Origin of the sequence: Paraniabella hibiscisoli (assembly GCF_022512515.1) — a bacterium.
Lineage (GTDB): Bacteria > Bacteroidota > Bacteroidia > Chitinophagales > Chitinophagaceae > Niabella > Niabella hibiscisoli.
Map to the genome: position 1 here is coordinate 2,678,947 of NZ_JAKWBK010000001.1, position 26,822 is coordinate 2,705,768.

Below are 26,822 nucleotides of genomic sequence, written 5' to 3' on the forward strand. Positions count from 1 at the left end.
TACATTCAAAGTTTGACTTTAGACCTCCTTCATAGAATGAATGGGGCATTTCATCGAATATTACTTTTTTGTAAACAATGTTTTTGCAATTTTCAGTTTAAATTTTTTAGTATGAAATGCTTAAACATTAAACTATTATTAGTGAGTTTAACCACATTGGGTTGGGGTATGGCAGCAAATGCCCAAACGGCAACGGTTTCAAAAGATTCGATCAAGGTGCTACAGTATAATAAAGACCTGGCAAAATTAAATGTAGACCTGTACGAAGAGAAAATAAAGTTAGCTGAAAGCCAGAATGACTTGACGGGTTTGAGAAGCGATTTGCAGAAGGCCAATGAAAAGGCGGCTCAATCTGCAACCGATAGTAAAGAATCGGCCGCTCAAATGTCGGCAAGCGCCGGTAACGAAGCTGCTGCCAAAAAAGCTAAAAAGGATTCGGATAAGGCTGCCAGCGATAATAAGCAGGCCGTAAAACTGACCTCAAAACTTGCTGATAAAGAGGGAGTTTCGCTAAATCTGAAAAAACATTAACGAAATTCAAAAGAAGATAGACAAGCTGAATGCTCAATATAGCAAGTAATTGCTCCGTATATTCAGGAAGAGTCTGTTAACAATAGCAGGCTCTTTTTTGCCCGCTAAGCGAGACGAGCTGCTTGGCAAATAGATAAACCGAAAACAGGAAAACAATTATCCTAATCATTGGAGCGTTTCTTAACCCTATTTTATTTAAAATCTTAGGCTAATTGGTTATTAGCTGTAAGCTAAGCAAAACAGGTTTATCTTAAAATATTAATAAAACTAAGGTGTACAAAGGTATTAACGTTTTCAACTTCTGCTAAGCTATTCCCTTTCACTATATTTGCTCACTTAAAATAATATCCCTATGAGTGAGATTATTGTACAAAAAGTGAATGAAACGGCTGCTTTCTTAAAGGCACAATATGATGGGCAACCCCAGGTGGCTATTATATTGGGAAGCGGGCTGGGTAATTTTGTACAAAAAATAAGGGTAGAGAAAGAAGTTCCGTATACGGATATACCTAATTTCCCGGTATCAACCGTTAAAGGTCACTCAGGTAAATTGATCTTTGGCGAGCTATCGGGTAAAAAGGTGGTAGCAATGAGCGGACGTTTTCATTACTATGAAGGGTACACTCCGCAGGAAGTAGTTTTCCCTATACGGGTGTTGAAAATGCTGGGTATACAAACGCTTTTGTTAAGCAATGCAGCGGGTGGGGTAAATGAGGCATTTAATGTGGGAGATATTATGATCATCAATGATCATATCAGTTTCAGCACGCCCAACCCGCTAATCGGTAAGAATATTGAAGAGTGGGGCACCCGCTTCCCGGATATGAGCGAACCATACAAAAGACATTTGATCGCCAAAGCCAGGGAAATAGGGCAGGCTGCTTCTATAAAGCTACACGAGGGTGTTTACTTTGTAGTAACAGGACCTACTTTCGAAACCAGGGCAGAATACAGGCTGATTAAAATTGTGGGGGCTGACGCAGTGGGTATGAGCACGGTGCAGGAGTGTATTGTTGCCAATCACATGGGAATGGATGTTTTTGCCGTGAGCATTATAACCGATCTGGGCATCCGCGAGGAAGAGAATGTAATTACGCATGAAGAAGTGCTGGAAGCCGCTAATGCAGCTGAGCCTAAACTGGCACATTTATTTACCGAATTGATAAAAGCTTTATAGAGATTTAATGAGGGGGATATTTTTACTGGTATTGATTGTAGCGGGATTGTCCGTATCTGCTCAAAACCCTGTCAGGGGCGTTGGCGACAGGTTTAGAGGCATTGCTAATGCGGTGGCGGTGCCGACTCAATAGGGCGGAGAAACAAATTTGAAGATTCTGTTACCATTAGTTTTCGCTATCTCGACACAGCAAGGGCTTACCGGGTAGATTCAACTATCAATGATTTCACCGCAAAGTATCCAATTCCTGCGGATTACTATCACCTGTCCAATACAGGAGCAGCTGCCCAGTCTTTTTTGTTTGCTCCCAACATGAAATCCGGCTGGGATGCAGGTTTTCATGCATACGATATTTATAAGTTTACAGTTGATAAAGCCCGTTTTTTACAGTAACCAGGCCTTATTCTGAAATAAGCTATATGTTGGGTACACGCAGCGAACAAATGATTGAGCTGATGCATACCCAAAACATTAAACCGCAGTGGAATGCCAGCGTGCATTATCGCATGATTGGAGCTCGGGCATCTATCGCAACCAGAAAGCCAGCCACAATAATTATGCAGTTACCAACTGGTTTCAAACCGAGGACAGGCGTTATACCAACTATATAGCCATTATTGCGAACAAGCTGAAAGGTGGCGAGAGCGGCGGTATTCTTAATGATGCCAACTACATAGATAACCCTGACTATGCCGAGCGGATACGGGTTGATACCAAACTGGGCGGCGATCAGGGGCTGGTTCCGGTATCTTTAATACGGATGTGCCTACCGGTAATAATTATGAAGATTTTAATGCTGTTATGCGGCATCAGTACGATTTGGGCCGTAAAGACTCGCTGGTAAATGACAGTACCGTGATACCCTTGTTTTTTCCTCGTGTACGCCTGGAGCATACCATTCGTTATAGTACTTACAAATACCTGTTTTCTGATGCAAGTCCCCGTTCAGACTACTATAACGATTATTACAACCTGCCTTCGGTAAACTCCCTTTTTAGAAGAGAAGACTACTGGAAGGAGCTGATGAATGATTTTTCTATCTACACTTTCCCCGACGAAAAAAAAATACGCAGCAATTTTTAAAGCTGGGTGTGGCTTTGCAAAATCTTACGGGCATATTCAGAGATGGTGTTACTGAAACCTCTGATGGCATTAATTATGCTGATGATAAAACCAATAAAGGGTATAACCTGATAGGGCATGGTGAATATCGTAACCGCACAAAAAATCAACGCTGGGATCTTTTAGCTCGAGGTAACCTGTACTTTGTAGGCATGAATGCCGGAGATTATGATATAGCGGCAAGTATTCAGAGCTCTTTCGGTGAAAAGATAGGTTCCCTCAAGCTGGGTTTTGAAAATGTAAACCGGAGTCCTTCTTATATCACCAATCCGGGCAGCTCTTTTTATTTTTTACCAGATACTGTAAACCTGAATCTTAAAAAAGAAAACAGCACGCACCTGTATGCAACTTTGTACCAGCCCTTGATCAAATTAAGGTTAACGGGTCATTACTACCTTGTGAATAACTATATTTATTATACCGATTTTTATAAAATCAACCAGGCGCCTCTCTTCAACATGTTACAGATATCTGCTCATAAAACTTTTGCATTTGGCAAAAAGAGGCAGTATAAATGGATATCCGATAACTATTTTCAGCAGGTAATTGGCAACGGTCCTGTTAATGTACCTTCCTGGTTAACCCGCAACCGTATTATGTACGAAGGCAATCTGGGCTTTAACAACCTCAAGATAGCCATGGGTTTTGATACCCGCTACCGCACCAATTATAAAGGCAATAATTACTCCCCTTTGTTAGGGCAGTTTTTTTACCAGGATAGCACTACTGTTAAATACAAGCTTCCTGATATTGCGGCTTTTGTTCATTTCCGGATTAATTCTTTCAGAGCATTTCTGCGGGCAGAAAACCTCAACACATTTAGAAGCCTGAGGGCGGTGGATGGAAGTACTTCTTACGGATTTACCAATAGCAACTTTGCCGCACCTGATTATCCCTATGCCGGGTTAATTATACGATTTGGCATCTTCTGGGGCTTTGTTAATTAATGTTTTTTATTTTTGATCATCCTGGGGCAAAACCGGAAATTGCACTATTGTAGCAACCATAGTATTACCGCATAGAATGGCTGATCTGTTGTCGGAGCTTTTTCGCGGGAGATTACAGGAGCGAGCCTCCGTTAATACATGTGCCCCCAAAAAAGCACTGTAACCCCAATCTCCTTAGTGCAACCTGGTTCTTCAGCTAATTTCTGAACTATTCTCATAACGGTCATATAAAGCGGTACCGTTAATAGTACAAGGGCTCTCTTTTACGGTATTGTGTTCTCTCCGAGATTGGGCTTTTGCTGTATGCAAATCTTCACAAAACGGAGAAATGAGTAGGAGCACTGATCCGTTAGCAGGGGCATCTAACACTTTTGCGCTAACAGTTTTCATTCCCTCAATAGCCCTATTGGGCGCATCAAATTTTCGTACGTCGCTTCTGTGTTTGAGATTCCTGGTATATCCAACATATATATAAAGGAAAGCCGCCCTTGCGAGGCGGCGTTTATATCTGGGTTTCTGATGTTATTAACCAAAGATTCCTTTTCTCAGGCTTCTGATACCTTCTCCTATTTTAAAACCATTATGATATACCTCAATTTTGTAATCACCGGGTTTAAAACCTTCTAAGTTTTTAATAGGAAACGAAACACCTTTACGGGTACCGGTTTCGTATTCTACAGGGATTTTCGCTGTAAAGTTTCTATCACCATCCTGGCGGGTAGTCATAGCGCCTGATCCTAATTCTGAATTTTGAACGATTGCACCTTTAGGGTCTGTTACAATAACGTACAGGTCGGCCGGTCCGGATGTCGTGATCCTGTTTTCTATATTGAAAGCGATCTGTAATTTATCAACTCTTCTGGCAAAACTTGTTTCTTTTTCTTTGCCATTTTTTCTTTCTTTCAGGGGAGTTACAGACATGCCTGAAGCTGCAAGGGTGCTAGCCACGTCAACGGTATTTGCTAGTTCGTCATTTTCAGCGGTACGCATGTCCAGGTTCTGGCTTAACACATTTTTTCTGATGTTAAATGAGTATTGCGTGCTGTCAACTCCTGGTTTTCACCTTTTAGTTGAGTAACCTGTGCTTCCAGTCGTCCTATCTGGCCGTTTAATTCGCCAATCAACTGGCGGGCCCTTTTCAGGTCTGCTGCAGTAGCATTGTTATTGCTTAAAATTTTGTTGATTTCAGATTTTCTTGAATCGATCTCTTTCTGCAATGCTGTTTTTTCACCCTGAAGGTTATTGTTAGCACCGGTAATAGAATCCAGGCGCATTTCAGCAAGGTTAAACATTTGTCTTAATGAATCTGACTCCGACATTACGGTTTCAGTTTGAGCATCGGTGCCAGAGAAAGCATTTCCGCCTTCAGACGCTGAATTCTTATTCCAAAGCATAAAGCCCCAGGTTCCCAGTAACGCGGCAACTAAAAGACCGATGATGAGGTTTCTACCACCATTAGAGCCAGAGGGTGTATTATTGGATGGCTGCTGAGAGGCAGAGGGATAATTTGTGTTTGCCATAAAACAATAATTTTTTTAATTTAAAAACTGCACTAAAAAACTGCAAATTAATGCAGTAGGTTAAAAAATTTCCTGATATTTTTTAAAATGTCTTTTCTCTCAAAACATAAACTATGCCAAATCAGTGAAGCTAGGTGCTATCATTGTTATTTTGATAATATTTTGGGATTTAAAATTATCTTGCGTGCATGTCAGTGGATAAGGTTATATCGGATTGGAAGAAAAACGCTTATAAACCAATATATTGGATAGAAGGCGATGAAGAGTTTTATGTAGATCAGTTAGTAGATTATGCTGAACATCATATACTTAATGAAAGTGAAGCATCCTTTAATCTGACTATTTTTTACGGAAAGGATGCTGCCTGGCCCGATGTGCTGAATGCCTGCCGTAAATACCCTATGTTCTCCGACCGGCAGGTAGTAATCATCAAGGAAGCCCAGCAAATGAAAGATGTAGATAAGCTGGAACCCTATATACAAACTCCTTTGACATCTACCATATTATTAGTCGCTTTTAAAGATAAAAAGCTCGATTCCCGTACCAAATTTGCTAAACTGGTAAAAGATAAAACGGAGTACATTGTAACTAAGAAGCTTTATGATAATGCACTGCCCGAATGGGTAAATACAGTGGTGAAAAATATGGGCTATACTATTTCGCCGAAAGCTAACAGCCTGATTGTAGACCATATCGGTAACGACCTGAGCCGGATAAAAACGAGATCGACAAAATACTGATCAACCTCGGAGCCAGGAAATCCATTACCGAAGAAGATGTTGAGAATTATGTAGGGATCAGCAAGGAGTTTAATGTATTCGAGTTGCAGAATGCAATCGCTACCCGCAATATGGCTAAAGCCGTACGTATCATTCAATATTTTGCCGCCAATCCTAAAGTAGCGCCCATACAGCTGGTATTACCCTCTCTTTATTCATTTTTTATTAAAACCTATATGGTCTTCGGTGCCTCCGGGGGCGAAGACGCTATTGCCAAACAGATTGGTGTAGGACCGTTTTTTGTAAAAAGCTATATACAGGCTTCAAAAGCCTATAGTTTCAGGGATGTGGAGAAAATACTGCTGCTTTTGCACATCTACAACCTGAAAAGCCTGGGCATTAACGCTGCGAGGGTAGAAGATGCAGAGCTGCTGAAAGAAATGGTGGTAAAGATTATGATGTAGGGAGCGTGTTCATCGTTCATCGCTTATAGTTCATGGCTGATCAAAAGCGGCTATGAACCATCAACTATGAACAGTACTTTTTATACCGTATCTGTCAACTGTTAACTGCCATCTTCTTCCTATTCTTCCTGTCCCATCCACATTGCGCCACCTACGCTGTTACGTGCAGCACCAGTTACAGAGCTCAGTACATTATATTCTTCACGCCAGCGTAAAACGCCTATTAAGGCCATAATTAATGCTTCTTTGTATTGCACCAGTTGCTCATCAGGTACTACTACCTGTATGGAGCCCAAAGCTTCTTGTAAACGTTCTACGAGGTAACTGTTTAATGCACCACCTCCGGTTACCAGCAATTGCTCCTCTCCGTCAAGCGAAACCCTGTTAACCATTACAGCATTTTTGATCTGTCTTACAATATGGGCCACATAAGTGTGTAGGGCATCTGCGGTAGACAGCTCATGTTTTTTATGATAGGATATACGGTATCGGTACCAAAACTATTAGCTAAAGATTTCGGGATAGGGTGAGTGTAATAAGCCAGCCCGTTGAGCTCATTTAATAGTGCCTGATTGGTTTGTCCGCTTCTGGCTAAGGCACCGTCTTTATCAAATTCCTGCCCGGCCTCGTTAGCCAGCATATTTAATACGCGGTTAGCTGCACAAATGTCAAAAGCCTTATAGCCGCCTTCATTATTAACCGATATATTGGCAATGCCACCGATATTCAGGAAATACTGGTAGTTGGAGAAAAAAGCTGTTCTCCAATCGGTACAATAGGCGCTCCCTGTCCACCAAATGCAATATCCATTGCTCTAAGGTCTGTAACCACGGGCAGCTGTGTTGTAGCTGCAATTGCGGCCCCATCACCTAGTTGGGCGGTCATTTTTTAGCGGGAATATGAAAAGTAGTATGACCATGTGATGCAACAACGGCTACTTTGAACTGAAGCTGGTACTCTTCTATAAACTCATTTACCCGTTGCCCGATATAATGACCATATTCAGTATGCAAAAGCTGGTAATCCAGCGCAGAAAGCGAGGTGGCGTTCTTCAATTTGTCCACCCATTCACAGCTGTAGGGTATACAAGCCGCGTGAACAAGCTCATATTTCCATTTGCCGCCGTTTTCGAGAATTTCAGTAAATACAATGTCCAGTCCGTCCAGCGAGCTACCGCTCATTAAACCTATAGCACGATAAATCATGGTAGAGTAGAAAGTTTTAACGATAATAAAATGACAGGCGCCTTGCCTGCCTGAGATTTCAATATATTTCGATACGAATTTATTCGAATAACAGCGAGGATTGATATTCTCAGGCCTGACTCATAAAGAAATATAAAATCCTGTATGTTTGCGAAAGTAATAAAACACGCCAGTAATTATATCGCTTCATAAAAAAGCCAATACCAATGATCATTAATTTAAGTGAGAATCATAGTCTGCTGAGTAACTGGGTAAGTGAATTGAGAGATGTGGAAGTTCAGAATGACCGAATGCGGTTCAGGCGCAATTTAGAACGTATTGGTGAAGTGATCGCTTACGAAATAAGTAAGACGCTACCGTTTGAAATCGTGGAAACGCAAACGCCGTTAGGGATTTCCAACAGTAAAAAGTTATCAGAGCAGCCTGTGTTAGCGACTATTCTGCGTGCCGGTTTAGCGTTGCACCAGGGATTGTTGAGCTATTTCGACAAAGGTGATAATGCATTTATATCAGCTTACCGAAAACATCACAAAGATGGCAGTTTCGAAATTGAAATTGAATACATAAGCACTCCCGACCTGGATAACCGCATTGTTATTGTTTCTGATCCCATGCTCGCAACCGGAGCTTCACTGGTGAAAACCATCCAGTACCTGAAAAATGAAGGTAACCCCAAAGAAATTCATATTGCTGCAGCAATTGCATGTGTAGATGGTTTAGAGTATGTGACAAGGGAAGTGCCTGAAGCAACCATCTGGTGTGGTGATATTGACGAAGAAATTACCGCCAAGGGTTATATAGTACCGGGGCTGGGCGATGCGGCGACCTGGCTTATGGTAGTAAAACGCAAAACTGATTCGAAATCATATCCCATAAGTCTGAGCAACCTTCCCGGGTTGCTTTTTTTATAGGGATACACGATCAACCGCACTAAATTTCTGCTCCGAAATAAGCATTCCAAGGTGCCCGGAAATTGAATTTCCCGAAAAATATAAAAACTAATGGATGTTAACCGAGTGTTTGTGTTATAATTGATATTGGTCATATCTGTGTTAAATACGGTAAAGACGAGTAAGGGCATATCAATTACGAAAAAGGAGCGAACATTAGTGGCTTTGTAAAAGCAGCCGAGGCGATGTTGCCACAGAGCGTAGTGTAAATGAGCTTGACTAAACGCACCCGATTGGGAGGGAAAGCTAATTGTAGTATCATTGTACAAATAATCGCTATGTCTGCACAGGTTTACCTTATTCCCAGTTTTTTGTACGACAATGCTCTGCACGTGCTGCCCGCCTATATTCTGGACGCAATAGAGCAGTGTAATGTACTTTTGTAGAAAATGAGCGTTCGGCCAGGCGTTACATTAAACAGCTGAAGAAGGAGATCATCATTGACGACTATGAGTGGTTTACTATCGGAAAGGCTGAGCAGGACCTGGTTCATGCTTTTCGAAACAGCCTGAAAGCAGGTAAAACGATCGGGATCATTAGTGAAGCCGGCTGCCCGGGCGTGGCAGATCCTGGGCAGATACTGGTGGGTGCGGCCCAGGAAATGGGTGCGGTTGTGGCTCCACTGGTAGGTCCCAGCTCTATTTTGCTCGCGCTGATGGCCAGTGGTATGAACGGTCAGCAGTTTGCTTTTGCAGGTTATCTTCCTATTGATAGTCAGGAGCGAATAAAGGCGATAAAAGAACTGGAAGCCGAATCGAAAGAAAAAACAGCACACAGATTTTTATTGAAACCCCCTATCGTAATAACCCAATGCTGGAAACCCTGGTAAAAACCTGTCAGCCGGCTACAAAAATATGCGTGGCAGTGAACATTACCGGGCCCGATGAAATGATAAAAACACGCACGGTACAGCAATGGCAACAGCAAACTATTGACTTGCACAAGAAGCCGGCTATTTTCCTCTTAAAAGCCTGATGCGGGCGCGGCTTCTTTCATAGAAATAATACTGTCTACAATGTACCGGGTATTACCGCGCCAGGGTAGTGCGCCGTTATACTCTTTGTAATGAAGATCGAAACGTTTACCTGAGTTCATCTTCAGGATATCGAATACTTTTTTGTCTTTGATGGAAAATTCGAATTCATTGGACTGTACTCCGCCGGTTGCAGAACCCCTTATTCCTTCCTGTATCAGCTTGCCTTCGAAGGTTTTAAATAACTGACCTTTTTCCACGGCAAAGTTCAAATAACCCGATTTTACGCCGTCTGAAGTGTAGGGATAGTAGAATTTCCAGTAGATATAGCCTGATCCCAGCAGCAAAATTACTAAAATGGCCATAAAAAAGTACCTGGCACAGCCACTTCGTTTCTTAGGTGGCACGGTTGATGCAGAAATGGGTTCTATAGGCATAAAAAGGTTTTTACTTAATTAAACTTTAATAATACAATATTAATTTATTGCATTAAATTTGCGGCTCTAAAAGTACTATTTGTTTTTATATGAACAATCTTTTAAGTCATACCAAACATTTCATGTTTCACCCGGACATTACGACCGGCGTGTATGCGGTAGGCTTTGATGTGTTTATATTTTCGCCGCGTCCCCAACGCTGTTGTCCTATATGCTCAGGACATACCTATCGCCAAAGGCGCCTGTCAGTGGAAAAATTCGGAACTTAACAAACTTTCGGGCAGGCACCCAACACAATTTAGAAATACAAATAGTGGACAATCAGGAAATTATAGTAAGAGTAGCTGTCTCTGAAGACAAAAATATTCTACCATCATTACCGATGAAATGGAATCGTCGGCAAAGGCAAGAGGCACCGGTATTGCCAAACGCAGCCCCGATTATATTGAGAAAAAGATAGATGAAGGAAAGGCGGTAATAGCCCTTACCAAAGGTGGCGACTGGGTGGGGTTTTGTTATATCGAAACCTGGAGCCATAATGAGTATGTAGCTAACTCGGGTTTGATCGTTTCTCTAACTTTCGTAAAAGCGGCGTTGCTAAAAAAATCAAACAAACTATTTTCAATTTAAGCAGGAAGCTATATCCCCAGGCCAAGATATTTGGTTTGACTACGGGTTTAGCTGTAATGAAGATCAATAGCGAACTGGGCTATGAGCCGGTTACTTATTCAGAGTTAACGCAGGATGAGCAGTTTTGGGCGGGATGTAAGAGCTGTGTAAACTATGAGATACTGATGAGCAAGGAAAGAAAGAATTGCATGTGTACAGCTATGCTATATGATCCCAAGGATCACTACGAGCCCGAAGAAACAAAGGCTTTCTTTGAAGAAAATCAGTCTGGCCTGGAGCGTTTATTGCGCTTTAAGCAATGGAAATTTTTAAAGCCTTTTCGTCGTAAAGAAAAAAATGGTGGCGGCGGCTCATCATTAAAAGTATTTTTTAATTCACTTTTTCATTAAAATAAATTATTAGATGGCTAAAAAAGTTGTTTTAGGTTTCAGCGGCGGTTTAGACACTACTTTTTGTGCAAAGTATCTAACCGACGACAAAGGCTATGAAGTACATAGCATTATCGTAAATACCGGTGGTTTTAGCGAGCAGGAATTAGAACAGGTAGAAGCTCATGCCAAAAAGCTGGGAGTGAAATCGCATAAAACGGTAAATGCCGTAAAAACTATTATAACTCTATCATAAAGTACCTGGTATTTGGTAATATCTTAAAAAATAATACCTATCCTTTAAGCGTATCAGCTGAGAGGCTGAGCCAGGCGCTTCATATAGCCGATTATGCCAAACACCTGAACGCTGACGCTGTAGCGCATGGTAGCACCGGTGCGGGTAACGACCAGGTACGCTTCGATATGGTGTTAAACATCATTGCTCCGGGTACAGAAATTATTACGCCTATCCGTGATCTGAAGCTGAGCCGTGAATCTGAAATAGAATACCTGAAGAGCAAGGGTGTTGAAATGAATTTCGAAAAAGCTGTTTATTCTATTAATAAAGGACTTTGGGGTACCAGCGTAGGTGGAAAAGAAACTTTGAACTCTAAAGGTTTGTTGCCTGAAGAAGCCTGGCCAACGCAGGTTACTAAAACCGGTAGTGAAGAAGTTAGCCTGGAATTTGAGAAAGGTGAATTAGTAAAAATAAACGGTCAGGCTTTTGATCATCCTACCGAAGCTATCCAATATTTACAAACGATCGCAGGTCCTTATGGTATCGGTCGCGATATTCACGTAGGAGACACCATAATAGGGATTAAAGGTCGTGTAGGGTTTGAAGCCGCAGCACCGATGCTGATCTTAAAAGGTCACCATGCGTTGGAAAAGCATGTGTTGAGCAAATGGCAGTTACAGTGGAAAGACCAGGTATCACAGTTTTACGGAACCTGGTTGCATGAAGGACAGATACTGGACCCTGTAATGCGGGATATGGAAGCTTATCTTGAAAGCAGCCAACGCAATGTTACGGGTAAAGTATTCATTCAATTACATCCTTACCGGTACCAGGTAATAGGTATTGAAAGTGAGTTTGACCTCATGAACAGCGCTTTTGGCAGCTATGGCGAAATGAACGCTGGCTTCACCGGCGATGATGTAAAAGGCTTTACGCGTATATTTGGCAATCAAACAGCCATTTACCACATGGTAAAAGAAAGCGTGAATCAAAAGAACGCAAGCGAATTCTAAAAATAGAGTTTGACAGTTACCAGATGACAGTTGACGGAACAAGTCGTAGCTATCATCTGTCCTCTGTCCACTATCAACTTCATTATTATGATAAACGTAGGAATCATCGGCGGCGCAGGGTATACGGGCGGGGAATTGATCCGGTTACTGATCAACCATCCGGAGGTAAACATCAGCTATATCCACAGCCGTAGCAATGCCGGTAAATATGTTTATGACGTGCATAAAGACCTGCTTGGTGATACGGATCTGAAGTTTAGCGGTGAGGTTTTACAGGATATCGATTGTTTGTTTCTTTGCCTGGGGCATGGTGAATCCACTAAATTCCTGCAGGAGCAACCTGTTAACGATACAATAAAGATTATTGACCTGGCCAACGATTTTCGTTTAAGGAACGACCGGGTACAGGCCTCTGTCAATCGTACTTTTGTATATGGCTTGCCCGAGCTGAATAAGGAAGAAATTAAAACTGCTCAAAACATCGCCAACCCGGGATGTTTTGCTACTACTATACAACTGGGCTTGTTGCCTTTGGCAAAAGCCGGGTTACTAAAAGATATCTATACAACCGGTATTACCGGCAGCACGGGAGCGGGGCAGTCTTTAAGTGCCACTTCTCATTTTAGCTGGAGAGCCAATAATATACAGGCATATAAAACCTTAACACATCAGCACCTGGGTGAGATCGGAGAGTCTTTACACCAGCTACAGGGTGATGATACTGATTTTGACCTGAGCTTTGTGCCCTGGCGTGGTGATTTCACCAGAGGCATTTTTGTAAGCTCCACGGTGACCACGGATCTGGCCTTAGAAGAACTGAATCCCCTGTTCGACGATTTCTATAAAGACCATCCTTTTACACAGGTAAGCCGAACATCTGTATTTTTAAAGCAGGTGGTGAATACCAATAAAGCCGTTATTCATTTGGAAAAGGCCGGCAATAAGTTGGTAGTTCATTCTGCATTGGATAACCTTTTAAAGGGCGCCAGCGGTCAGGCTGTGCATAATATGAACCTGGTGTTTGGGTTAGACGAAACACTTGGATTGAGATTGAAGCCTGCTGCTTTTTAGCAAAGCCGGTTTTATTGATGCTGGAAGGACTCTTTAATCTCTTGTGTTTTTAAAGCGAATCAGTAATTTCACTTTTAAGAGAAATTTATTGGCTTATGGCTAAATATGAACGACTGAAAATAGGTCGCGGTTACATCAGCGGCTACTGCTCCATCTTTCTTTCTATACTGGCACTTGGGGAATGCTTTGCTTCCGCTATCCCGAGCGGTTAACCACACCAGAGTTTAGAGAAGTGTACACGGGTGAGAGCATGGCTTCTTTAATCACCGCAGTTATTATCGCCGCTTTCTTTTTGCTTTGTTGAGTTTGATCTTAAGTAAAAAGATCAGACTGGCTGCTATCGGGGCAGGGTTGTCTGGCATTGCCGTTCTGTTAGGCGCATTTGGTATGGAGGGACGTAGCGTTGAGAAAACCTCCTGGCATATCGGTTTGGATTGGTTACTCTTAGACCTGTTATTGATGGCCGTTATATTTGTGCCGCTTGAATTATTTTTTCCTAAACGCAATAAACAGGCAAGGTTTCATGAGGAGTGGAGAACCGACCTGGTTTATTTTGCTATCAGTCACCTGTTTATTCAATTTTTTGGTGTAGTCACGCAAAAACCGGCCATGCTGTTCTTTGGATGGATCGGGCTGGATAAAATACATGCCTGGGTAGCCGATCTCCCTTTTATCCTGGGTTTGTTACTGGCTTTTTTGCAACGGACCTGTTCCAATATTGGGCCCATCGTATTTTTCATAATCATGTGTATTTATGGCGTTTTCATTCGGTGCATCATTCTACACAAAATATGGACTGGTTAGCGGGCAGCCGTACCCATTTTATCGATATATTTTTCACCAGGGCTATGACCTTTATACCTTTGTATATACTGGGATTCTCGCAGCCCGTTTTTAATGCTTATATAATATTTATAGCCATACATGCGGTATTGATTCATTCCAATGTGCGGATCAATTTTGGTCCACTGAAGTATATATTTACTACGCCGCAGTATCATCATTGGCATCACTGTGAGGATCCTAAATATTATGGTAAAAACTTCGCGTCTATTTTCCCTTTTATCGACTGGATTTTCGGAACCTATTATTTACCTGGTAAAGAATGGCCAGCCGGTACGGGTGTGCGTGAAGCAGAATATCCCAAAGGGTTCATCAAACAAAGTATTTACCCTTTCAGCAAAAGTCCTTTTGATAGTAATTTGAATATGGATGAGCAGAGTGATCGATAGAGTGAGTTATTAATTGGGTAAGTATATAGATTGATTTTACTAACTATATTAAGTTAACCAGCAATATAATGAAACACCCATTTCTGATAGGTACCGCAGTTTTATGTTTCTTCTTAGCTGATGCTCAAAACAAGGGGCGCTCTGCTTTAAGTGAAGAATTGGCCTTGGCAACACTTGAAAAGAGTTTAAAAGACAGCACAGCTTTTAATGTGATAGATAATAAATCGGTTTTCCTAAAAGATTCCTCAACTGTACTTAAACTTGCTGAAGCCATTCTCTTTAGTGTATATGGTGAGGCTCTAATTGTTAAGCAAAAGCCTTACAAATTATATCACCCCAAAAATTACTGGATTATAACCGGCACACTTCCTGGAAATGTTATGTTTGCTGGTGTGTTTTATATTGCTATTGATGATAGAAACGGTAAGATTGTAAGGCTGGTGCACGGTAAATAAAAAACGCTCGAGCTGTTTGAGGCGTCCTCGCCTCAAAGTCTATGTTTTCGCCTCCTGGCGAAAAAAGTAGTAAATAATCCAGTTATACTATCGCTTGCAACTAATCAGCAGCGCTCCTTACTCAAAATAAACCTTTACTGTTTGGTACAGCAGCTGGTTTTGCATAATAACCGAAGAACGGCTGGCTTTGTCCGAATAACCTTTTAAGCCAAATAGTCCTGCAGCATTCCCCTTATTAATGGCTATCTCAAGATAATCTGCGCTATTAAAAAGCGCCAGTTTCTCACCTTCGGGAACATCGGCATAAGACTCGCTTATTTTATTGATCATTTCATCTCTCAGAAAGACAATTTTAAAGCCCCGCCCCTGGCGCTGGTCTTCAAACTGCATTTTGGTGATGTTTACCACCACATTTTCAAAATTGTCGATAAAAATGATCTGCCCTTCAATAAAATTGTTGCTCTCCAGGGGGAGCAGGGGGTTTTTCTCTACGAAAGTAATATCAGGAATACCTATTTTTTGGATAGGCTCTCCATTGGCCAGGCGGGCAATGGTTTCTGCAATTACTTTGGTGCAATACAAAGTATTCTTATTAGCAGCTTTATCCAGTTTAATTCCCATTACCATATCCGGCTTTTCCTCCAGTATCATATTCAGTAAGCCATTATCAGCGCAGAATATATATTGGTTCTTATGAAAAGCGAGTAAAAGGTTTTTTGGTTTCTTGTCAAAAAGATTGACCAGTATGATATGATAGGTGAATTCAGGGAAGTTCTTAAATGCTCCCCGGCATACATAAGAAGCCTGCGGGAAGTTGAACGGTGCTATATTGTGGGAAATATCTATAAGTTGAAGATCATTGCTTGCTTGCAGCAGTTGAGCTTTTATGGCCCCGATAAGGTAGTCGTTATGCCCGATATCTGATGTAAGTGTTACAAAGTTCATTTAGGAGTTACTGCCGATCCGCTTCTTATTTTAGCGGTGCAATTTATATATTTTTTATTATACGATACCAATTTATACCAGCTGCTGAGAAGATGTCTATTTGATGAGTTCTTTATTCTTAAAATAAAACTTATGCACCAGCTTGTCTGCCAGGCCGGGAAAGAACTTATTCAGGAACACGGTTTCTTTTCCGGTAAATGTTAATACCAAAGTTCTTTTCTTTTTCTGATAGCGTCCAGTAGCAGCACAGCACATTCTTCCGCCGTCATCATCTTGCCCTCATCCATCGGGTTTTCCTTCTGTTGTTCTCCTTTATCATTCAAAGCATGGTCTCTTATTTTTGACGCGGTAAAGCCAGGGCTTACCCACATCACATGCACACCATCGTCTTTTAATTCCGTCTTTAACGATTCCAGGAAACCCTGCAGCGCAAATTTACTTGCGGAATAGCCCGTTCGGCCGGGAAGTCCCCTGTAACCTGCAATAGACGAAATACCCACTATGGTACCCTTGTTTTCGATTAACGCAGGCAGTGCAAATTTCGTGCAGTAAATGGCACCAAAGAAGTTAACGTCCATTACTTTTTTGATCACATCCAGTTCCAGCTCTTTAAACAAGCCTCTCATACTAATGCCGGCATTATTGATCAAAAGATCTATTCTGCCATAAACCTTCAAAGTAGAGTCGATAAATTTTTTGCAATCAGCTTCCTGGCTTACATCTGCCACTAAAGTATGTAATGGGAGAGAAGGGTGTTGCGCCTGTAGCTCATAAAGCTTGTCATGACTACGTCCGCAGGTGGCCACTTTAGCGCCATAGCTGAGTAGCGTCTCAACAAGAGCCCGGCCAATGCCATCGGTACCGCCGGTTATAACCGCAACTTTGTCTTTGAAATGGACATTCATTAAAACAGGATAAGATGATTTTGGCAAACCTACTTATAAAACGTCAAAAACCAATATAGGCCGCCCTTTTGATTTTTTGTAAATTAGATTCAAATATCAGTTTATGATCCGATCGGTCTGTCTACTATTGATCAGTCTTCTTTCTCTCCATGCCGTTGCCCAGCAGGCCTGGATACGAATTAATCAATTAGGATATACGGGCGGTGCTAGGAAGGTTGCTGTGTTGGTAGCCAAAGAAGGCCTGTCCCTTTCGAAGTTTAGGTTAATAGATGCGGCTGCAAATAAAGAAGTTTGGTCCGGACCTTCATTAGCAACAGGATCATACGCAGCTTTTCAAAAAAGTTGGCGGCTTGATTTTTCGGAATTTAACAAAGAAGGTGCTTATTACCTGGAAGCCGGTGGAGTGAAGTCGCCGGTCTTTCGTATTCAAAATAGCACCTACAATGGAACTGCTGATTTTATATTAAAATATATGCGCCAGCAGCGAAGTGGTTATAATCCTTTTTTAAAAGATAGTTGTCACCGGCAGGATGGGTTTATTGTATATCATAAAGATCGATCCAAAGATTCCACTTACATAGATGTATCTGGTGGATGGCACGATGCCTCCGATTATTTACAGTACCTGCCTACATCGGCCAATGCTACTTACCAGATGCTTTTTGCTTATACGCAGCATCCTCAAAGTTTTTCAGATCATTATGATGCCTGGGGCAATGAGGGCGCCAATAAGATTCCAGATATTATTGATGAAGCCAAATGGGGATTAGATTGGCTGGTAAAGATGAATCCTGGTAAGGGTGAATACTATAATCAGTTAGCTGATGACCGGGATCATGCCGGCTTGCGGCTTCCACCAAAGATAGTGTGAAATATGGGCCCGGTAAGGGTTGGGCCAGACCTGTTTATTTTATAACAGGGCAGCCGCAGGGCGAAAAGTATAAAAATAAAACCCGTGGTGTAGCTTCCTCTGCCGGTAAGTTTGCTTCAGCCTTCGCATTAGGTGCTATTGTAATGAAAGAGTTTTATCCCGCATTTGCCAAAACTCTTATTGCAAAAGCCAGAGATGCTTATGAGTTTGGCCGGCAATACCCGGGTAATACACAAACCCTATCGGTAAAGGCACCCTATATTTATGCGGAAGATAATGATGCCGATGATATGGAGCTGGCGGCGCTATCCCTTTACCAGCTAACGAGGCAAAAGCGATACCTGGATGAAGGTATCCGATATGCAAGATTGGAGCCTGTAACGCCCTGGATGGGCGCTGATACCGCTAATCACTATCAATGGTACCCTTTTGTAAACCTGGGACATTATTGGGGAGCCGAATTGGATATAGAACATAGGGACGAATATATCGCCTTTATAAAGCAGGGTATCGATAAGGTTGTAGCGCGCGGCAAGAATACTCCTTTTCTCAATGGAGTTCCTTTTATATGGTGCTCCAATAACCTGGTAGCAGGTATTTTAACGCAAATGAGTTTGTATAAAAAGCTAACTGGAGATCAACGCTACAACGAACCAGAAGCGGCACTGAGGGATTGGTTGCTGGGGTGTAATCCCTGGGGAACAAGTATGATCTGCGACTTGCCGCAATCTGGAGTTGCTCCGAAGGATCCGCATTCTGCTTTTACTTATCTGTATCAATACAAAATATCGGGTGGGCTGGTTGATGGTCCTGTATATGGCAGCATCTGGAATAAACTGATCGGTATAAAACTTTACGCTGAAGATGAGTATAAAGATTTTCAGTCCGACCTGGTAGTGTATCACGACGATTTTGGTGATTACTCTACAAATGAACCGACCATGGATGGTACTGCCAGTCTTAGTTATTATTTATCATCACTCCAGGATAATAGTGCTCAAAACGAGGTGTATGATTCAGAGGGAGCTGTTATCAAGCTTGATCCGAAAGAAAAGAAAGTCTACCTGCTTTTTCAGCGCACGAATTTGGCGAAGGTGGTAAGAAAATATTAGATGTATTGAAAGCACAAAGGGTAAAAGGGAATTTTTTTCTTACGGGAGATTTTTTACGTAACAAAACTTTTAAAACTACGGTTCAGCGGATTGTTCGTGAAGGGCATTATCTGGGTTCTCATTCCGATCGCCATTTGTTATATGCCGACTGGAGCAAAAGGGATTCTTTATTGGTGACCAGGGATTCATTTCAGCATGATTTGGACCGGTCTTTGTTGGAAATAAAAAAGGCAGGTGCAGGCAAGGGGCAATGGTATTTGCCGCCTTACGAATGGTATAATAAAGAAACGGTAGGCTGGTGCAGGGAGAATGGTTTGCGGGTGATCAGTTTTACACCAGGCACGGGCACTAATGCAGATTATACCTGGCCTCAGTCGCCCAATTACCGAAGCAGCGACAGTTTGCAGCAAAGATTGTGGAAGCGTGAGAGGCAAGATGGATTAAATGGTAACTTTATTTTGATACACTTAGGCACAGATCCTCGTAGGAAAGATAAGTTGTATGAACACTTAAATACGATGATCAATACATTGAAGAACCTGGGGTACTCTATTGAGAAATTATCGTGATGAAAAAAAAGTTTGATTTTATTTTAAAAAAGTTTGGTGCAATGGCTTAGGGTTTCTATATTTGCACTCCCAAACGGGAAAAAACAAGGTCGATTTCGTAGCTCAGTTGGTAGAGCACAACACTTTTAATGTTGGGGCCCTGGGTTCGAGCCCCAGCGGAATCACAGACAGCACTCATTATTGAGTGCTGTTTTCGTTTAAACTAATGATACGGAGCCGTTTGCAAAAAACTCATATCGAACCGATATTAAACTAGCTTAAAAAAAGGGGACCTAAAAGGGGACTTCCTTTATAAGCTAAATTTAGGTCCCCTTTTTGGCCGCCAGGATTGGATAAGGTGAGCAATTTTTAATCTTAAAAATTCTCATTTATGAAAGTCAACGAGAAACTTTCGATTCTTTTTTCCTCAGTCGTAAACGGGAAAATCCTGTTACCCGCCTTGCTCCAATTTACATTAGGATCACTATTGATGAAGACCGCAAAGAGTTTTCGTCCGGTCAGCAATGTCTTGTTACAGACTGGTGTAATAACCGAAAAATTGTCACAGCGAAAACTCCTCAGGCAAGAGCAGTAAACAATGAACTTACCGAAATCAAAGCTTCCCTATTAAAGCTTTATGATGTGTTGGAGTTGCAGGGTAAAACCGTATCCTCTGACATACTGCGAGAGGAATACAGGAAGAGCAAAGGGGTTATTGCTAAAAAGTCACAGCCTGTCAGCTCTAAGAGCTCTTGTGGTTCAGAATCGGGTCCTATCATCAGTAATAAGCAAGGTCAGTCGGTCGCTACGGCGGTTGGAAACTTTGATATTCGTAAAACCGTATTAGGACTTTCTGAACGGGCGAAGGAATTAGATCTTGAGAAACGAAAGCTGGATAAGTACAAGCATGAATTAGTAAAAGCCCATCATGTTGCGCAATATGAAAAAATAGAGATCAGCTTCAGACCGATATCGAGAAGGCTACTTTGAAAGCGGCAGTATACTTTGAACATGTAGATATAGTAACTGTTGCTCTACTTGATCTATCATTCGAAATCTTGCTTTATTATTTGAGAAGAGCGGTTGCGGGAACTTGTGCGTTTTCAACTATTAGACGCCATTGCGCTACTCATGAAAAAATCCAGGCGTTTAACTGGTATCGCTTTAAGGACGCCGATTTGCCTGCTGCTGGCATCAAGATCAAATATGCGAAAGAAATCTATGAGTATTTAACTATAGTTGATGTCTGCGATAACAACGCCGCGATGAAGCATATTAAGTTGATCAAACAGGTGTATGATCGCGCCGTGGAAAATGGGTATCAACTAATCAACCCTCTTCATAAGTTTAAGTGTACATACATTGAGCCTGAGCCAGCAGCTTTGGAAATGGAAGATATACTTAAGTTGATCAATACAGATTTTGGGGACTCTCTCAATGAGAAGCGAGACGCGTTCATTTTTAGTTGCTTCACTGGTTACGCTTATGAAGAAGTCAGGCGGTTTACTTATGATGATATTTACACCGGCCTGGATGGAAAGAAATGGTTGAGGATTGCCAGGACTAAAACGATAAATACAGGTGGCTTTACGGAGCGTGTTCCTCTACTTCCTATTGCGGTTGATATTATTGAAAGGTACAAGAGTCATCCTTGCCGACTTGTCTCTAATAAACTGCTGCCGGTAGCTTCCAATCAGGCTTACAATAGCGACTTAAAGATAATTGCCAGGACATGTGGGATATCATTAGATCTTACTACACATGATGCTCGTCACACGTTTGCAACAACTATCACGCTGGAGAATGATGTTCCACTATCAACTGTAGTAAGATGCTAGGGCATAAATCGATTAGGACGACAGAAAGATATGCAAAGGTTACGAAAAGAAAGATCAGTAAAAATATGCAACAGGTTGAAGCGCTTTTATTTGATAACGGTAATTTGATTACGATCGCTGAAACCAAAGCTCTGAAATCTTGATGGTGAAATTATGTAGAATATTGTTCTGATCAGTTTTATATACAATCAGCCTTAGCAGTCGCTAAGGCTGATTTCTTAGATTGCTTACTGAATATTGGTACATTTAACTGAATCGAGAATCTACTTTAAAAATCAACGTTGACCAACAATTTGCTTATTGATAATTTCATTTCACCTTGGATAGGTTTATCTGAAACTGTCTTAAGTGTCTTTTCGTCAAGCTTTCCATATGTCAACAATTCTGATGTAAGCGTCTTTAGTTTTTGACTTCCGATACTGTACATTAAGCCTCTGGCACCTACAAATAAACAGCTTATTGCGGCGTAAGATTGTCCGGAATTAATGGCGTTCGACCAATCTTTCACGTTTAATGAGGAAATTTTTGGTGTTTGCAATTCTGCCAGATGTGCAATTATACCGGCAGAACACCAATCGCCAGCACCTGCAGTATCCCTCACGTTTGGAAGCTTAAAGGGTGCTAAATAATGCCATTTTCCAACTTTACTCTTATTAGTACGAAATTTAATTCCATTTGAGCCAAGAGTTTCAATTTCAACTTTTGCAAACCCATAAGGGAATTTTACTTCAAAATTGGGAATCCTCTCATGCGAAAACTTTACAATGTCGACAACTCCATTACATTCTTTCAAAAGATTTGTTTCGTCATCTTTAAAAGAAGACGGCTCATAAAAAACTACTGCACCATGTTTTTGTAAAACTTAGCTAATTCTATAGTTCCTCGGGAAAGCCGGTCAAAATAGAATAGATTGCATTCACTTACTGCATCGACGATAACGTCAACAGCCTTTGCTAGAACTGGCTTATAGGACGGTAAATATTTCCCAGTTTCTGGATCGCGAAATTCGAATCGATGCGTGATCTCTCCATCTTTACCAGACTTCAATCGTTGAATTATAATCGGCGTGCTGCCATCAGGGGTTGTCGAAATTAGCTTAGTCTTTACTCCCCATTTGGAAATATCTCCCAATAGCCTATTTGTAGCTTCATTTGAAGCTAAACGTGCAATAGGGTAACTGTTATATCCAAGAAATGAGAGGATAGTGAGAACATTACCGCAAGAACCGCCTGCGGTTATTATAGGAGCTGTCCCAGGAGTGCTATTGATAATGATATCTAATGCAACCAAACCTGTGCCCAGTATCATAAATTTATTTCTAGTCATTTGGAAAATATGGATCCCCTGCAATCCACAGATGGAAAAGCTCGTTCATTGTCAAAACTCCCTCCTGCTTCGCTGAATCTTCGTCAAATTTATGACTAATGGATTCAACATGTTTAATCCCGACCCTTAATTTTTGAATACTCTCTAAACCCTTTGCTTCAAAAATGGCAAGGAATGCTCCAATTGTAAGTAGCTTGCTAGAAAGGGCCGATACTACAACCTTACAACCTCCCAGAAGCTGAAACGATTCAAAATATCTATCTATTGTTTTTTTTATTAATCTGTATACCTGGAAAGGATTTTGCTCGTCTCCGTAAATGATATTTTTGACATCAAAGTCATCATCATTTAACAAGCCGTCCTTATAATAAACCATTAGATCATCTCCTCTTCGTAAATTGTTTGAGGGAAAAGGCAATACGATACAGGTAGATACAGGGTTGATGGAACTTTTTATTTTAGAAAATTGATCCATTTGCTTTTCCCCTAAGACAGCCACCCATACTTCTTTGAAATCTTGAGTATTGGCCGTGTTTTGTATTCCAAGCCCATGGATGAATTCAGCTGATTGTTCTTTGCCATCATCTTCAATCTTATTGTCCAATTTGAAGTTCTCACTTACAATAACGTGCAAGTTAATCTTTGCTTGACTAGCCACGTTAAAGTCGTCAATTAAAGCGAGAAGCTTGTTTAATAAAGGCATAAATATTGCCCTTGGCATGGCGCTTATGTCGACAACCACGTCTGAGTATTCTTTGATGGTGTTAATATCATCAACAATTTCGTAGGCTCGGATAGAAGCTATGCTTCTGTCCTCACCAGACCTAACTACGAGGGGCTTGATGCTAAAAGTTCCGTCTGCTTTCGTCAACAGACTTTTAACCTCGTCCTCATGCTGTTGAACTCTTTTATCCGATGGTTGACTCTTTTCGTCATCGGACTGGTAGTATCGCAAAAGTAGCGCGTCTCTTTTCCCATTACCTCCGAGACTATAAATTGTGGAAATTCCATCGGTGGTTCTAGGATCAAACCCAATTCCAAGTATATAAAATATATCTCTGTTACCGGCAGCAAGGTATTCCTCCCAAAACTGGTTACATTGATTTGTGCCTTTCGTCAAAATGTAATCGTTCCATCTCATAAGCCTAGCTCTAAAGGTTTTGATTGTTTTTTATCTAGTAGCCAATTGTTGAGCTCGGATAGTTTTCTCTCTTTAAATTTTCCATTAGCCAATGGAAGACCGTATCTTACGCAATAGAGACGATTGAGGTACAGCACCATCATGAATTTCCCTTTAACCTTATAGTTCAACCTAAAGTCGATTAGGTTGTAAGCAATACATGTAGCAATACATTTTGCCAAGCCGTTATATGAATGCGTTTCATCTTGTAGAACTACATCCTTCAGAAATGCACGCTCATCCATCGTAATAGCGACGCCGTTTATTCCTGGAGAGTTCCATGCATTCGGAGTATATGTTTGTTCCTTGCAAAAATCGCCAATGTTGTTTATGAATTGCTTAATCGTAGCCGCATTAGGTACACGGCTATCCAATTCCCTCCATCTATCTTCACAAAGTAGCTTGATATAATGCTCTTGCTTTTTGGTGGATATTTGTACTTGACTTTGATTGTTTCGCGATATCTTCTTCACGTGCTCGACAACAATGTTCTCGAACAATTTTCCACATATGGTTAAAAACTGCTCAATGTTCGAGGACGAAAGTCGGCTAATCTTAGCTGTTCCGTAATAGTAGGGAAACTTGTGTTCTTTATTTAAGAACAGCCTTGCTGCATCCCTAACATCTGATCCATCCCGCTGTTCGAGCTCCGCTTCATCCAGCGGGTCGTCAAACAAAACTTGCTGTTGCTTACCACGGTCTCGGTATAATAAGATTTCAAGGCTTCTCCACTCAATCAACTGTTCAGCTAATTCCTTACTTATTTGCTCTTTAGACTTAATCCAGGTATTATATTTCTGATCACCTTTAAAATCTTTTCCTATCCTTTGCTTTACAACACTTAAAGCTTCATCGATTTTATTTTGTTCTATATCCCATTCCTCTGCCAAATATGTAGTCAAAGACGTGGGTTCGCCTTCTGTAATTGTTGATAATCGCTTTTGTGCAATAGATTTCGTAAATTTCTCGAACTTTTCATATTTGCTGTTCCAATACTGTTCTAGGTTTATTAACCTAAAATCTCTGTCTGTAAGGTTTCCTTCTGAAATGATTTCATCCATACTAAGCGCCTGTAATCGCTCCGCTACCCAGACATTGATAGAGGGGCGCTTGTTCACCATACTATTTAAAAAATCTTTTCGCTGACTAGTGCTTAGATTGTGTACATCATCAAACATCACCAGTATTCGCTCCCGCAAAGGCTCGCCTGCAACCATAATATTCTTTGGAGAAAGAAGATCTAGGCAGTATAAATCTGACGATTTTTCTATGTCATTTGACGGTCGCAAATAAATACTATCAATCTCATTGCAGATAACTTCTTCATTTTTGCAACACCAGTCATAAATTTCTTTTCCGTTTGAAATATTGCGAAGTGGGTTAAAACTTACTTTTGAAGGATCTTGGGATATCGTGATAGCAGAAAGGCCGTCTGGAAAGGGTAATTTTTTTATCTTAGAGATTGAATAAAGAACCGAAAGTATTACCCTTACGTTTAGTAATGCAAAAAAGATCCTTGATTTTTGTGCAGGTTCTATACTTAGATATGAGATAGTGGAATATTCACTCGTAAACGGTATCAATGTCCCTACTACTAACGGATTAAGCTTTGCATCAAAGACATTTATTGCTTGGAGTTTTTTCAGGACATCCACAGTCTGATCATCTCTTCTCTTTCGATCACCGATGCTAAGTAACACTTCTGGAGTGAATAACCTCAACAACGTCGTTTTGCCACCCCCTGGTGAACTTCTAATAATATTAATTATATCCCAAACTTCTGAATAGGCCAAAACGTCTAAGACGTCCGAGCTGAATAATTTGATAAATCTATCGTCAATGCCGATATATTCTGAGGCTCGGGAAAAAATGGATTTACTTCTATTCTCATAATACACGATGTCTCGGGATTCTAGGGAAAAGGCCTTTAAAAATAGTTGAATATTCATAAGACCATAAAAGAGGAATTGTGTTGTTCGGAGTATTATGCGCCAAAATGAGTGGTAAAGCACAATGTCCGAACCCTAATTTTACATCACCATTAGTGTGCTTGTCTTCAATTAAATCTTTATCGTAATAAATGTCTTTCTTACAAATTGAATGTATTTCATGTGTCTCAGTTATTTTATAGTTTTCATGTATTTCATGTAAAATTACCAATTGAGGTTTATGTCCATATATCTCATGCAGTTTTTCAAAATTATCCTCAATTGTTTTTTTGGCTTGCGAAGTACATAGGTACAAAATTATATATATCTTGAGATCTTTACTGAAGGATTTGGCAACAGCCGACTGCGGAGCATTTGCCTCTTCTGAAGACGGCTCAGCAGCCTGTGGAAATATAGAAGAGTACAAGCTTGCTATTTTTCCTTTCAATTTTCCGGCTTTTTCGTTATATTTTAGATAAGAGGTTCCGCTCGCTGAGAAGTCATCGATAAGAAACAGCTTTTTAAACTTTCCTTCATCATCTGTCACTTTTCGATTAAAGTTGTGCGGCTTTTCGAGATCCTCAACTAATTCATCTCTCATCTTCAATAGCTTTTCATCAGAGAGTTCGTAAGTAAGATAAATCTGTTCATGACTTAACACGCCAGTATTTGCTCTCCTAAAAATATCTAATCGAGCGCCGTCGCTTAGTCCACAAAATAAACACTGCCTCAAGAGTATCCTGTATTCAGGACTATCAATTATTTTCTGGACACGATATTTGGGGATTTTTAGTCCAATGCTAGCATAATCGGTTAAGATTTGTCGAATGGTATCAGGAAAACATGCCTCCGCCAGTAGGTTAATTTCTGTAATGGAAATAAATAACAATTCACTTCTTAAGAACTTTAGCACAACCTTTCGGTCGTCTGGAGTAAATTGATTGAGCCAAATTGCAAGGTTTTCGATAAAGCGTTGCCCAGTGTCGTACTGCTGATAATCATCATACTTATAGGTCGCCATCGTCTGAAAATATTTTATCAACTCTGCCTGTTCATCTTCATCTGTAATTTCACTTATTACGGAGGATAAAAGGCTAATTGCGATATCACTTCTCAT

The 26,822-nt window shown here is 41.0% G+C and carries 32 protein-coding genes, 1 tRNA gene and 3 pseudogenes; 22 read left to right on the top strand and 14 right to left on the bottom strand.

Annotated elements, in window-relative coordinates; translation table 11 throughout:
• Positions 1-111: 111 nt before the first annotated feature.
• The 6 genes and pseudogenes from MKP07_RS16895 (at position 112) to MKP07_RS16915 (ending at position 3,777) form a co-directional block, all read left to right on the top strand.
• On the top strand, positions 112-531 hold the full coding sequence (locus tag MKP07_RS16895) for a hypothetical protein (RefSeq protein WP_240848225.1): 420 nt from the start codon (positions 112-114) through the stop codon (positions 529-531).
• A 352-nt stretch (positions 532-883) separates the two neighbouring features.
• On the top strand, positions 884-1,708 hold the full coding sequence (locus MKP07_RS16900) for a purine-nucleoside phosphorylase (RefSeq protein ID WP_240848226.1): 825 nt from the start codon (positions 884-886) through the stop codon (positions 1,706-1,708).
• Positions 1,709-1,715: 7 nt separating this feature from the next.
• Positions 1,716-1,841 carry a hypothetical protein gene (locus MKP07_RS38810; protein WP_262919345.1) on the top strand — a complete coding sequence of 42 codons (126 nt, stop codon included), beginning with the start codon at positions 1,716-1,718 and terminating at the stop codon, positions 1,839-1,841.
• 286 nt (positions 1,842-2,127) lie between these two features.
• Positions 2,128-2,552: pseudogene (locus MKP07_RS16905) on the top strand (putative porin).
• An 11-nt stretch (positions 2,553-2,563) separates the two neighbouring features.
• Positions 2,564-2,791 carry a hypothetical protein gene (locus MKP07_RS16910; protein WP_240848227.1) on the top strand — a complete coding sequence of 76 codons (228 nt, stop codon included), beginning with the start codon at positions 2,564-2,566 and terminating at the stop codon, positions 2,789-2,791.
• Positions 2,792-2,799: 8 nt separating this feature from the next.
• On the top strand, positions 2,800-3,777 hold the full coding sequence (locus MKP07_RS16915; RefSeq protein WP_240848228.1) for a putative porin: 978 nt from the start codon (positions 2,800-2,802) through the stop codon (positions 3,775-3,777).
• 525 nt (positions 3,778-4,302) lie between these two features.
• Here the strand turns inward: MKP07_RS16915 and MKP07_RS16920 are convergent.
• A complete protein-coding gene (locus MKP07_RS16920) occupies positions 4,303-4,788 on the bottom strand; it encodes a hypothetical protein (protein WP_240848229.1) in 486 nt (161 codons plus the stop codon).
• Positions 4,782-5,297, bottom strand: coding sequence for a hypothetical protein (locus MKP07_RS16925; RefSeq protein ID WP_240848230.1), 516 nt, complete (start codon positions 5,295-5,297; stop codon positions 4,782-4,784). The genes MKP07_RS16920 and MKP07_RS16925 overlap by 7 nt, the downstream gene beginning before the upstream one ends.
• A 188-nt stretch (positions 5,298-5,485) precedes the next feature.
• Here MKP07_RS16925 and holA point away from each other — a divergent pair.
• A pseudogene (holA, locus tag MKP07_RS42645) lies at positions 5,486-6,480 on the top strand (DNA polymerase III subunit delta).
• Positions 6,481-6,599: 119 nt separating this feature from the next.
• Here the strand turns inward: holA and MKP07_RS38815 are convergent.
• The 4 genes from MKP07_RS38815 to MKP07_RS38830 are packed head-to-tail and all read right to left on the bottom strand — an operon-like array spanning position 6,600 to position 7,685.
• Entirely contained in the window at positions 6,600-6,962 is a 363-nt protein-coding gene (locus MKP07_RS38815; protein ID WP_317236037.1) for an anhydro-N-acetylmuramic acid kinase, read from the bottom strand.
• Complete coding sequence (locus tag MKP07_RS38820; protein ID WP_317236038.1) at positions 6,893-7,279, bottom strand: anhydro-N-acetylmuramic acid kinase; 387 nt, start codon at positions 7,277-7,279, stop codon at positions 6,893-6,895. Before MKP07_RS38820 ends, MKP07_RS38815 begins: the two co-directional genes overlap by 70 nt.
• Complete coding sequence (locus MKP07_RS38825) at positions 7,207-7,365, bottom strand: anhydro-N-acetylmuramic acid kinase (protein ID WP_262919346.1); 159 nt, start codon at positions 7,363-7,365, stop codon at positions 7,207-7,209. The genes MKP07_RS38820 and MKP07_RS38825 overlap by 73 nt, the downstream gene beginning before the upstream one ends.
• Positions 7,362-7,685, bottom strand: coding sequence for an anhydro-N-acetylmuramic acid kinase (locus MKP07_RS38830; RefSeq protein WP_262919347.1), 324 nt, complete (start codon positions 7,683-7,685; stop codon positions 7,362-7,364). Before MKP07_RS38830 ends, MKP07_RS38825 begins: the two co-directional genes overlap by 4 nt.
• Before the next feature lie 206 nt (positions 7,686-7,891).
• Between MKP07_RS38830 and upp the strand changes: the two genes are divergently transcribed.
• Together upp and MKP07_RS16950 are read left to right on the top strand one after the other, a co-directional pair.
• Complete coding sequence (upp, locus tag MKP07_RS16945) at positions 7,892-8,596, top strand: uracil phosphoribosyltransferase (RefSeq protein WP_240848233.1); 705 nt, start codon at positions 7,892-7,894, stop codon at positions 8,594-8,596.
• 598 nt (positions 8,597-9,194) lie between these two features.
• A complete protein-coding gene (locus MKP07_RS16950; RefSeq protein ID WP_240848234.1) occupies positions 9,195-9,464 on the top strand; it encodes an SAM-dependent methyltransferase in 270 nt (89 codons plus the stop codon).
• A gap of 134 nt (positions 9,465-9,598) precedes the next feature.
• Here the strand turns inward: MKP07_RS16950 and MKP07_RS16955 are convergent, their stop codons facing one another.
• Complete coding sequence (locus tag MKP07_RS16955; RefSeq protein WP_240848235.1) at positions 9,599-10,045, bottom strand: hypothetical protein; 447 nt, start codon at positions 10,043-10,045, stop codon at positions 9,599-9,601.
• 387 nt (positions 10,046-10,432) lie between these two features.
• Between MKP07_RS16955 and MKP07_RS16960 the strand changes: the two genes are divergently transcribed.
• The 7 genes and pseudogenes from MKP07_RS16960 to MKP07_RS16990 all read left to right on the top strand — a co-directional run bounded on the left by MKP07_RS16960 (position 10,433) and on the right by MKP07_RS16990 (position 15,052).
• Positions 10,433-10,675: a hypothetical protein gene (locus MKP07_RS16960; RefSeq protein WP_240848236.1), complete on the top strand. Its 243-nt coding sequence runs from the start codon at positions 10,433-10,435 to the stop codon at positions 10,673-10,675.
• Between the two features lie 35 nt (positions 10,676-10,710).
• Complete coding sequence (locus MKP07_RS16965; protein ID WP_240848237.1) at positions 10,711-11,064, top strand: hypothetical protein; 354 nt, start codon at positions 10,711-10,713, stop codon at positions 11,062-11,064.
• 63 nt (positions 11,065-11,127) lie between these two features.
• Positions 11,128-12,294 (top strand): annotated as a pseudogene (locus MKP07_RS16970) (argininosuccinate synthase); the annotation flags it as partial.
• Between the two features lie 30 nt (positions 12,295-12,324).
• Positions 12,325-13,365, top strand: coding sequence for an N-acetyl-gamma-glutamyl-phosphate reductase (argC, locus tag MKP07_RS16975; RefSeq protein ID WP_240848238.1), 1,041 nt, complete (start codon positions 12,325-12,327; stop codon positions 13,363-13,365).
• Positions 13,366-13,671: 306 nt separating this feature from the next.
• Positions 13,672-14,169 (top strand): hypothetical protein, encoded by a 498-nt coding sequence (locus tag MKP07_RS16980; protein ID WP_240848239.1) that lies wholly within the window; start codon positions 13,672-13,674, stop codon positions 14,167-14,169.
• A complete protein-coding gene (locus tag MKP07_RS16985; protein WP_240850900.1) occupies positions 14,097-14,597 on the top strand; it encodes a sterol desaturase family protein in 501 nt (166 codons plus the stop codon). Before MKP07_RS16980 ends, MKP07_RS16985 begins: the two co-directional genes overlap by 73 nt.
• A gap of 68 nt (positions 14,598-14,665) precedes the next feature.
• On the top strand, positions 14,666-15,052 hold the full coding sequence (locus MKP07_RS16990; protein ID WP_240848240.1) for an NTF2 fold immunity protein: 387 nt from the start codon (positions 14,666-14,668) through the stop codon (positions 15,050-15,052).
• A gap of 117 nt (positions 15,053-15,169) precedes the next feature.
• Here the strand turns inward: MKP07_RS16990 and MKP07_RS16995 are convergent, their stop codons facing one another.
• Together MKP07_RS16995 and MKP07_RS17000 are read right to left on the bottom strand one after the other, a co-directional pair.
• Positions 15,170-15,997 (bottom strand): SAM hydrolase/SAM-dependent halogenase family protein, encoded by an 828-nt coding sequence (locus MKP07_RS16995; RefSeq protein WP_240848241.1) that lies wholly within the window; start codon positions 15,995-15,997, stop codon positions 15,170-15,172.
• A 200-nt stretch (positions 15,998-16,197) separates the two neighbouring features.
• Positions 16,198-16,929 carry an SDR family oxidoreductase gene (locus tag MKP07_RS17000; protein WP_240848242.1) on the bottom strand — a complete coding sequence of 244 codons (732 nt, stop codon included), beginning with the start codon at positions 16,927-16,929 and terminating at the stop codon, positions 16,198-16,200.
• A 76-nt stretch (positions 16,930-17,005) separates the two neighbouring features.
• Between MKP07_RS17000 and MKP07_RS38835 the strand changes: the two genes are divergently transcribed.
• The 6 genes from MKP07_RS38835 to MKP07_RS17025 all read left to right on the top strand — a co-directional run bounded on the left by MKP07_RS38835 (position 17,006) and on the right by MKP07_RS17025 (position 21,271).
• Positions 17,006-17,773 carry a glycoside hydrolase family 9 protein gene (locus tag MKP07_RS38835; RefSeq protein WP_262919348.1) on the top strand — a complete coding sequence of 256 codons (768 nt, stop codon included), beginning with the start codon at positions 17,006-17,008 and terminating at the stop codon, positions 17,771-17,773.
• Complete coding sequence (locus MKP07_RS38840; protein ID WP_317235844.1) at positions 17,770-18,885, top strand: glycoside hydrolase family 9 protein; 1,116 nt, start codon at positions 17,770-17,772, stop codon at positions 18,883-18,885. The genes MKP07_RS38835 and MKP07_RS38840 overlap by 4 nt, the downstream gene beginning before the upstream one ends.
• Before the next feature lie 5 nt (positions 18,886-18,890).
• Positions 18,891-19,454, top strand: coding sequence for a polysaccharide deacetylase family protein (locus tag MKP07_RS17010; RefSeq protein WP_240848243.1), 564 nt, complete (start codon positions 18,891-18,893; stop codon positions 19,452-19,454).
• A gap of 91 nt (positions 19,455-19,545) precedes the next feature.
• A tRNA-Lys gene (locus MKP07_RS17015) sits at positions 19,546-19,618 on the top strand.
• A gap of 289 nt (positions 19,619-19,907) precedes the next feature.
• A complete protein-coding gene (locus MKP07_RS17020; protein ID WP_317236039.1) occupies positions 19,908-20,423 on the top strand; it encodes a hypothetical protein in 516 nt (171 codons plus the stop codon).
• A complete protein-coding gene (locus MKP07_RS17025; protein ID WP_240848245.1) occupies positions 20,420-21,271 on the top strand; it encodes a site-specific integrase in 852 nt (283 codons plus the stop codon). Before MKP07_RS17020 ends, MKP07_RS17025 begins: the two co-directional genes overlap by 4 nt.
• 268 nt (positions 21,272-21,539) lie before the next feature.
• On the opposite strand, the gene MKP07_RS17030 is transcribed toward MKP07_RS17025, so the two are convergent.
• The 5 genes from MKP07_RS17030 to MKP07_RS17050 are packed head-to-tail and all read right to left on the bottom strand — an operon-like array spanning position 21,540 to position 26,822.
• Positions 21,540-22,064 carry a PfkB family carbohydrate kinase gene (locus MKP07_RS17030; RefSeq protein WP_240848246.1) on the bottom strand — a complete coding sequence of 175 codons (525 nt, stop codon included), beginning with the start codon at positions 22,062-22,064 and terminating at the stop codon, positions 21,540-21,542.
• Between the two features lie 44 nt (positions 22,065-22,108).
• Entirely contained in the window at positions 22,109-22,579 is a 471-nt protein-coding gene (locus tag MKP07_RS17035; RefSeq protein ID WP_240848247.1) for a hypothetical protein, read from the bottom strand.
• Between the two features lie 10 nt (positions 22,580-22,589).
• The gene (locus tag MKP07_RS17040) at positions 22,590-23,738 is read right to left on the bottom strand and encodes a hypothetical protein (protein WP_240848248.1); all 1,149 of its coding nucleotides are present in this window, start codon (positions 23,736-23,738) and stop codon (positions 22,590-22,592) included.
• Positions 23,735-25,675 carry an ORC-CDC6 family AAA ATPase gene (locus MKP07_RS17045; RefSeq protein ID WP_240848249.1) on the bottom strand — a complete coding sequence of 647 codons (1,941 nt, stop codon included), beginning with the start codon at positions 25,673-25,675 and terminating at the stop codon, positions 23,735-23,737. The genes MKP07_RS17040 and MKP07_RS17045 overlap by 4 nt, the downstream gene beginning before the upstream one ends.
• Complete coding sequence (locus tag MKP07_RS17050; protein ID WP_240848250.1) at positions 25,665-26,822, bottom strand: phosphoribosyltransferase-like protein; 1,158 nt, start codon at positions 26,820-26,822, stop codon at positions 25,665-25,667. The genes MKP07_RS17045 and MKP07_RS17050 overlap by 11 nt, the downstream gene beginning before the upstream one ends.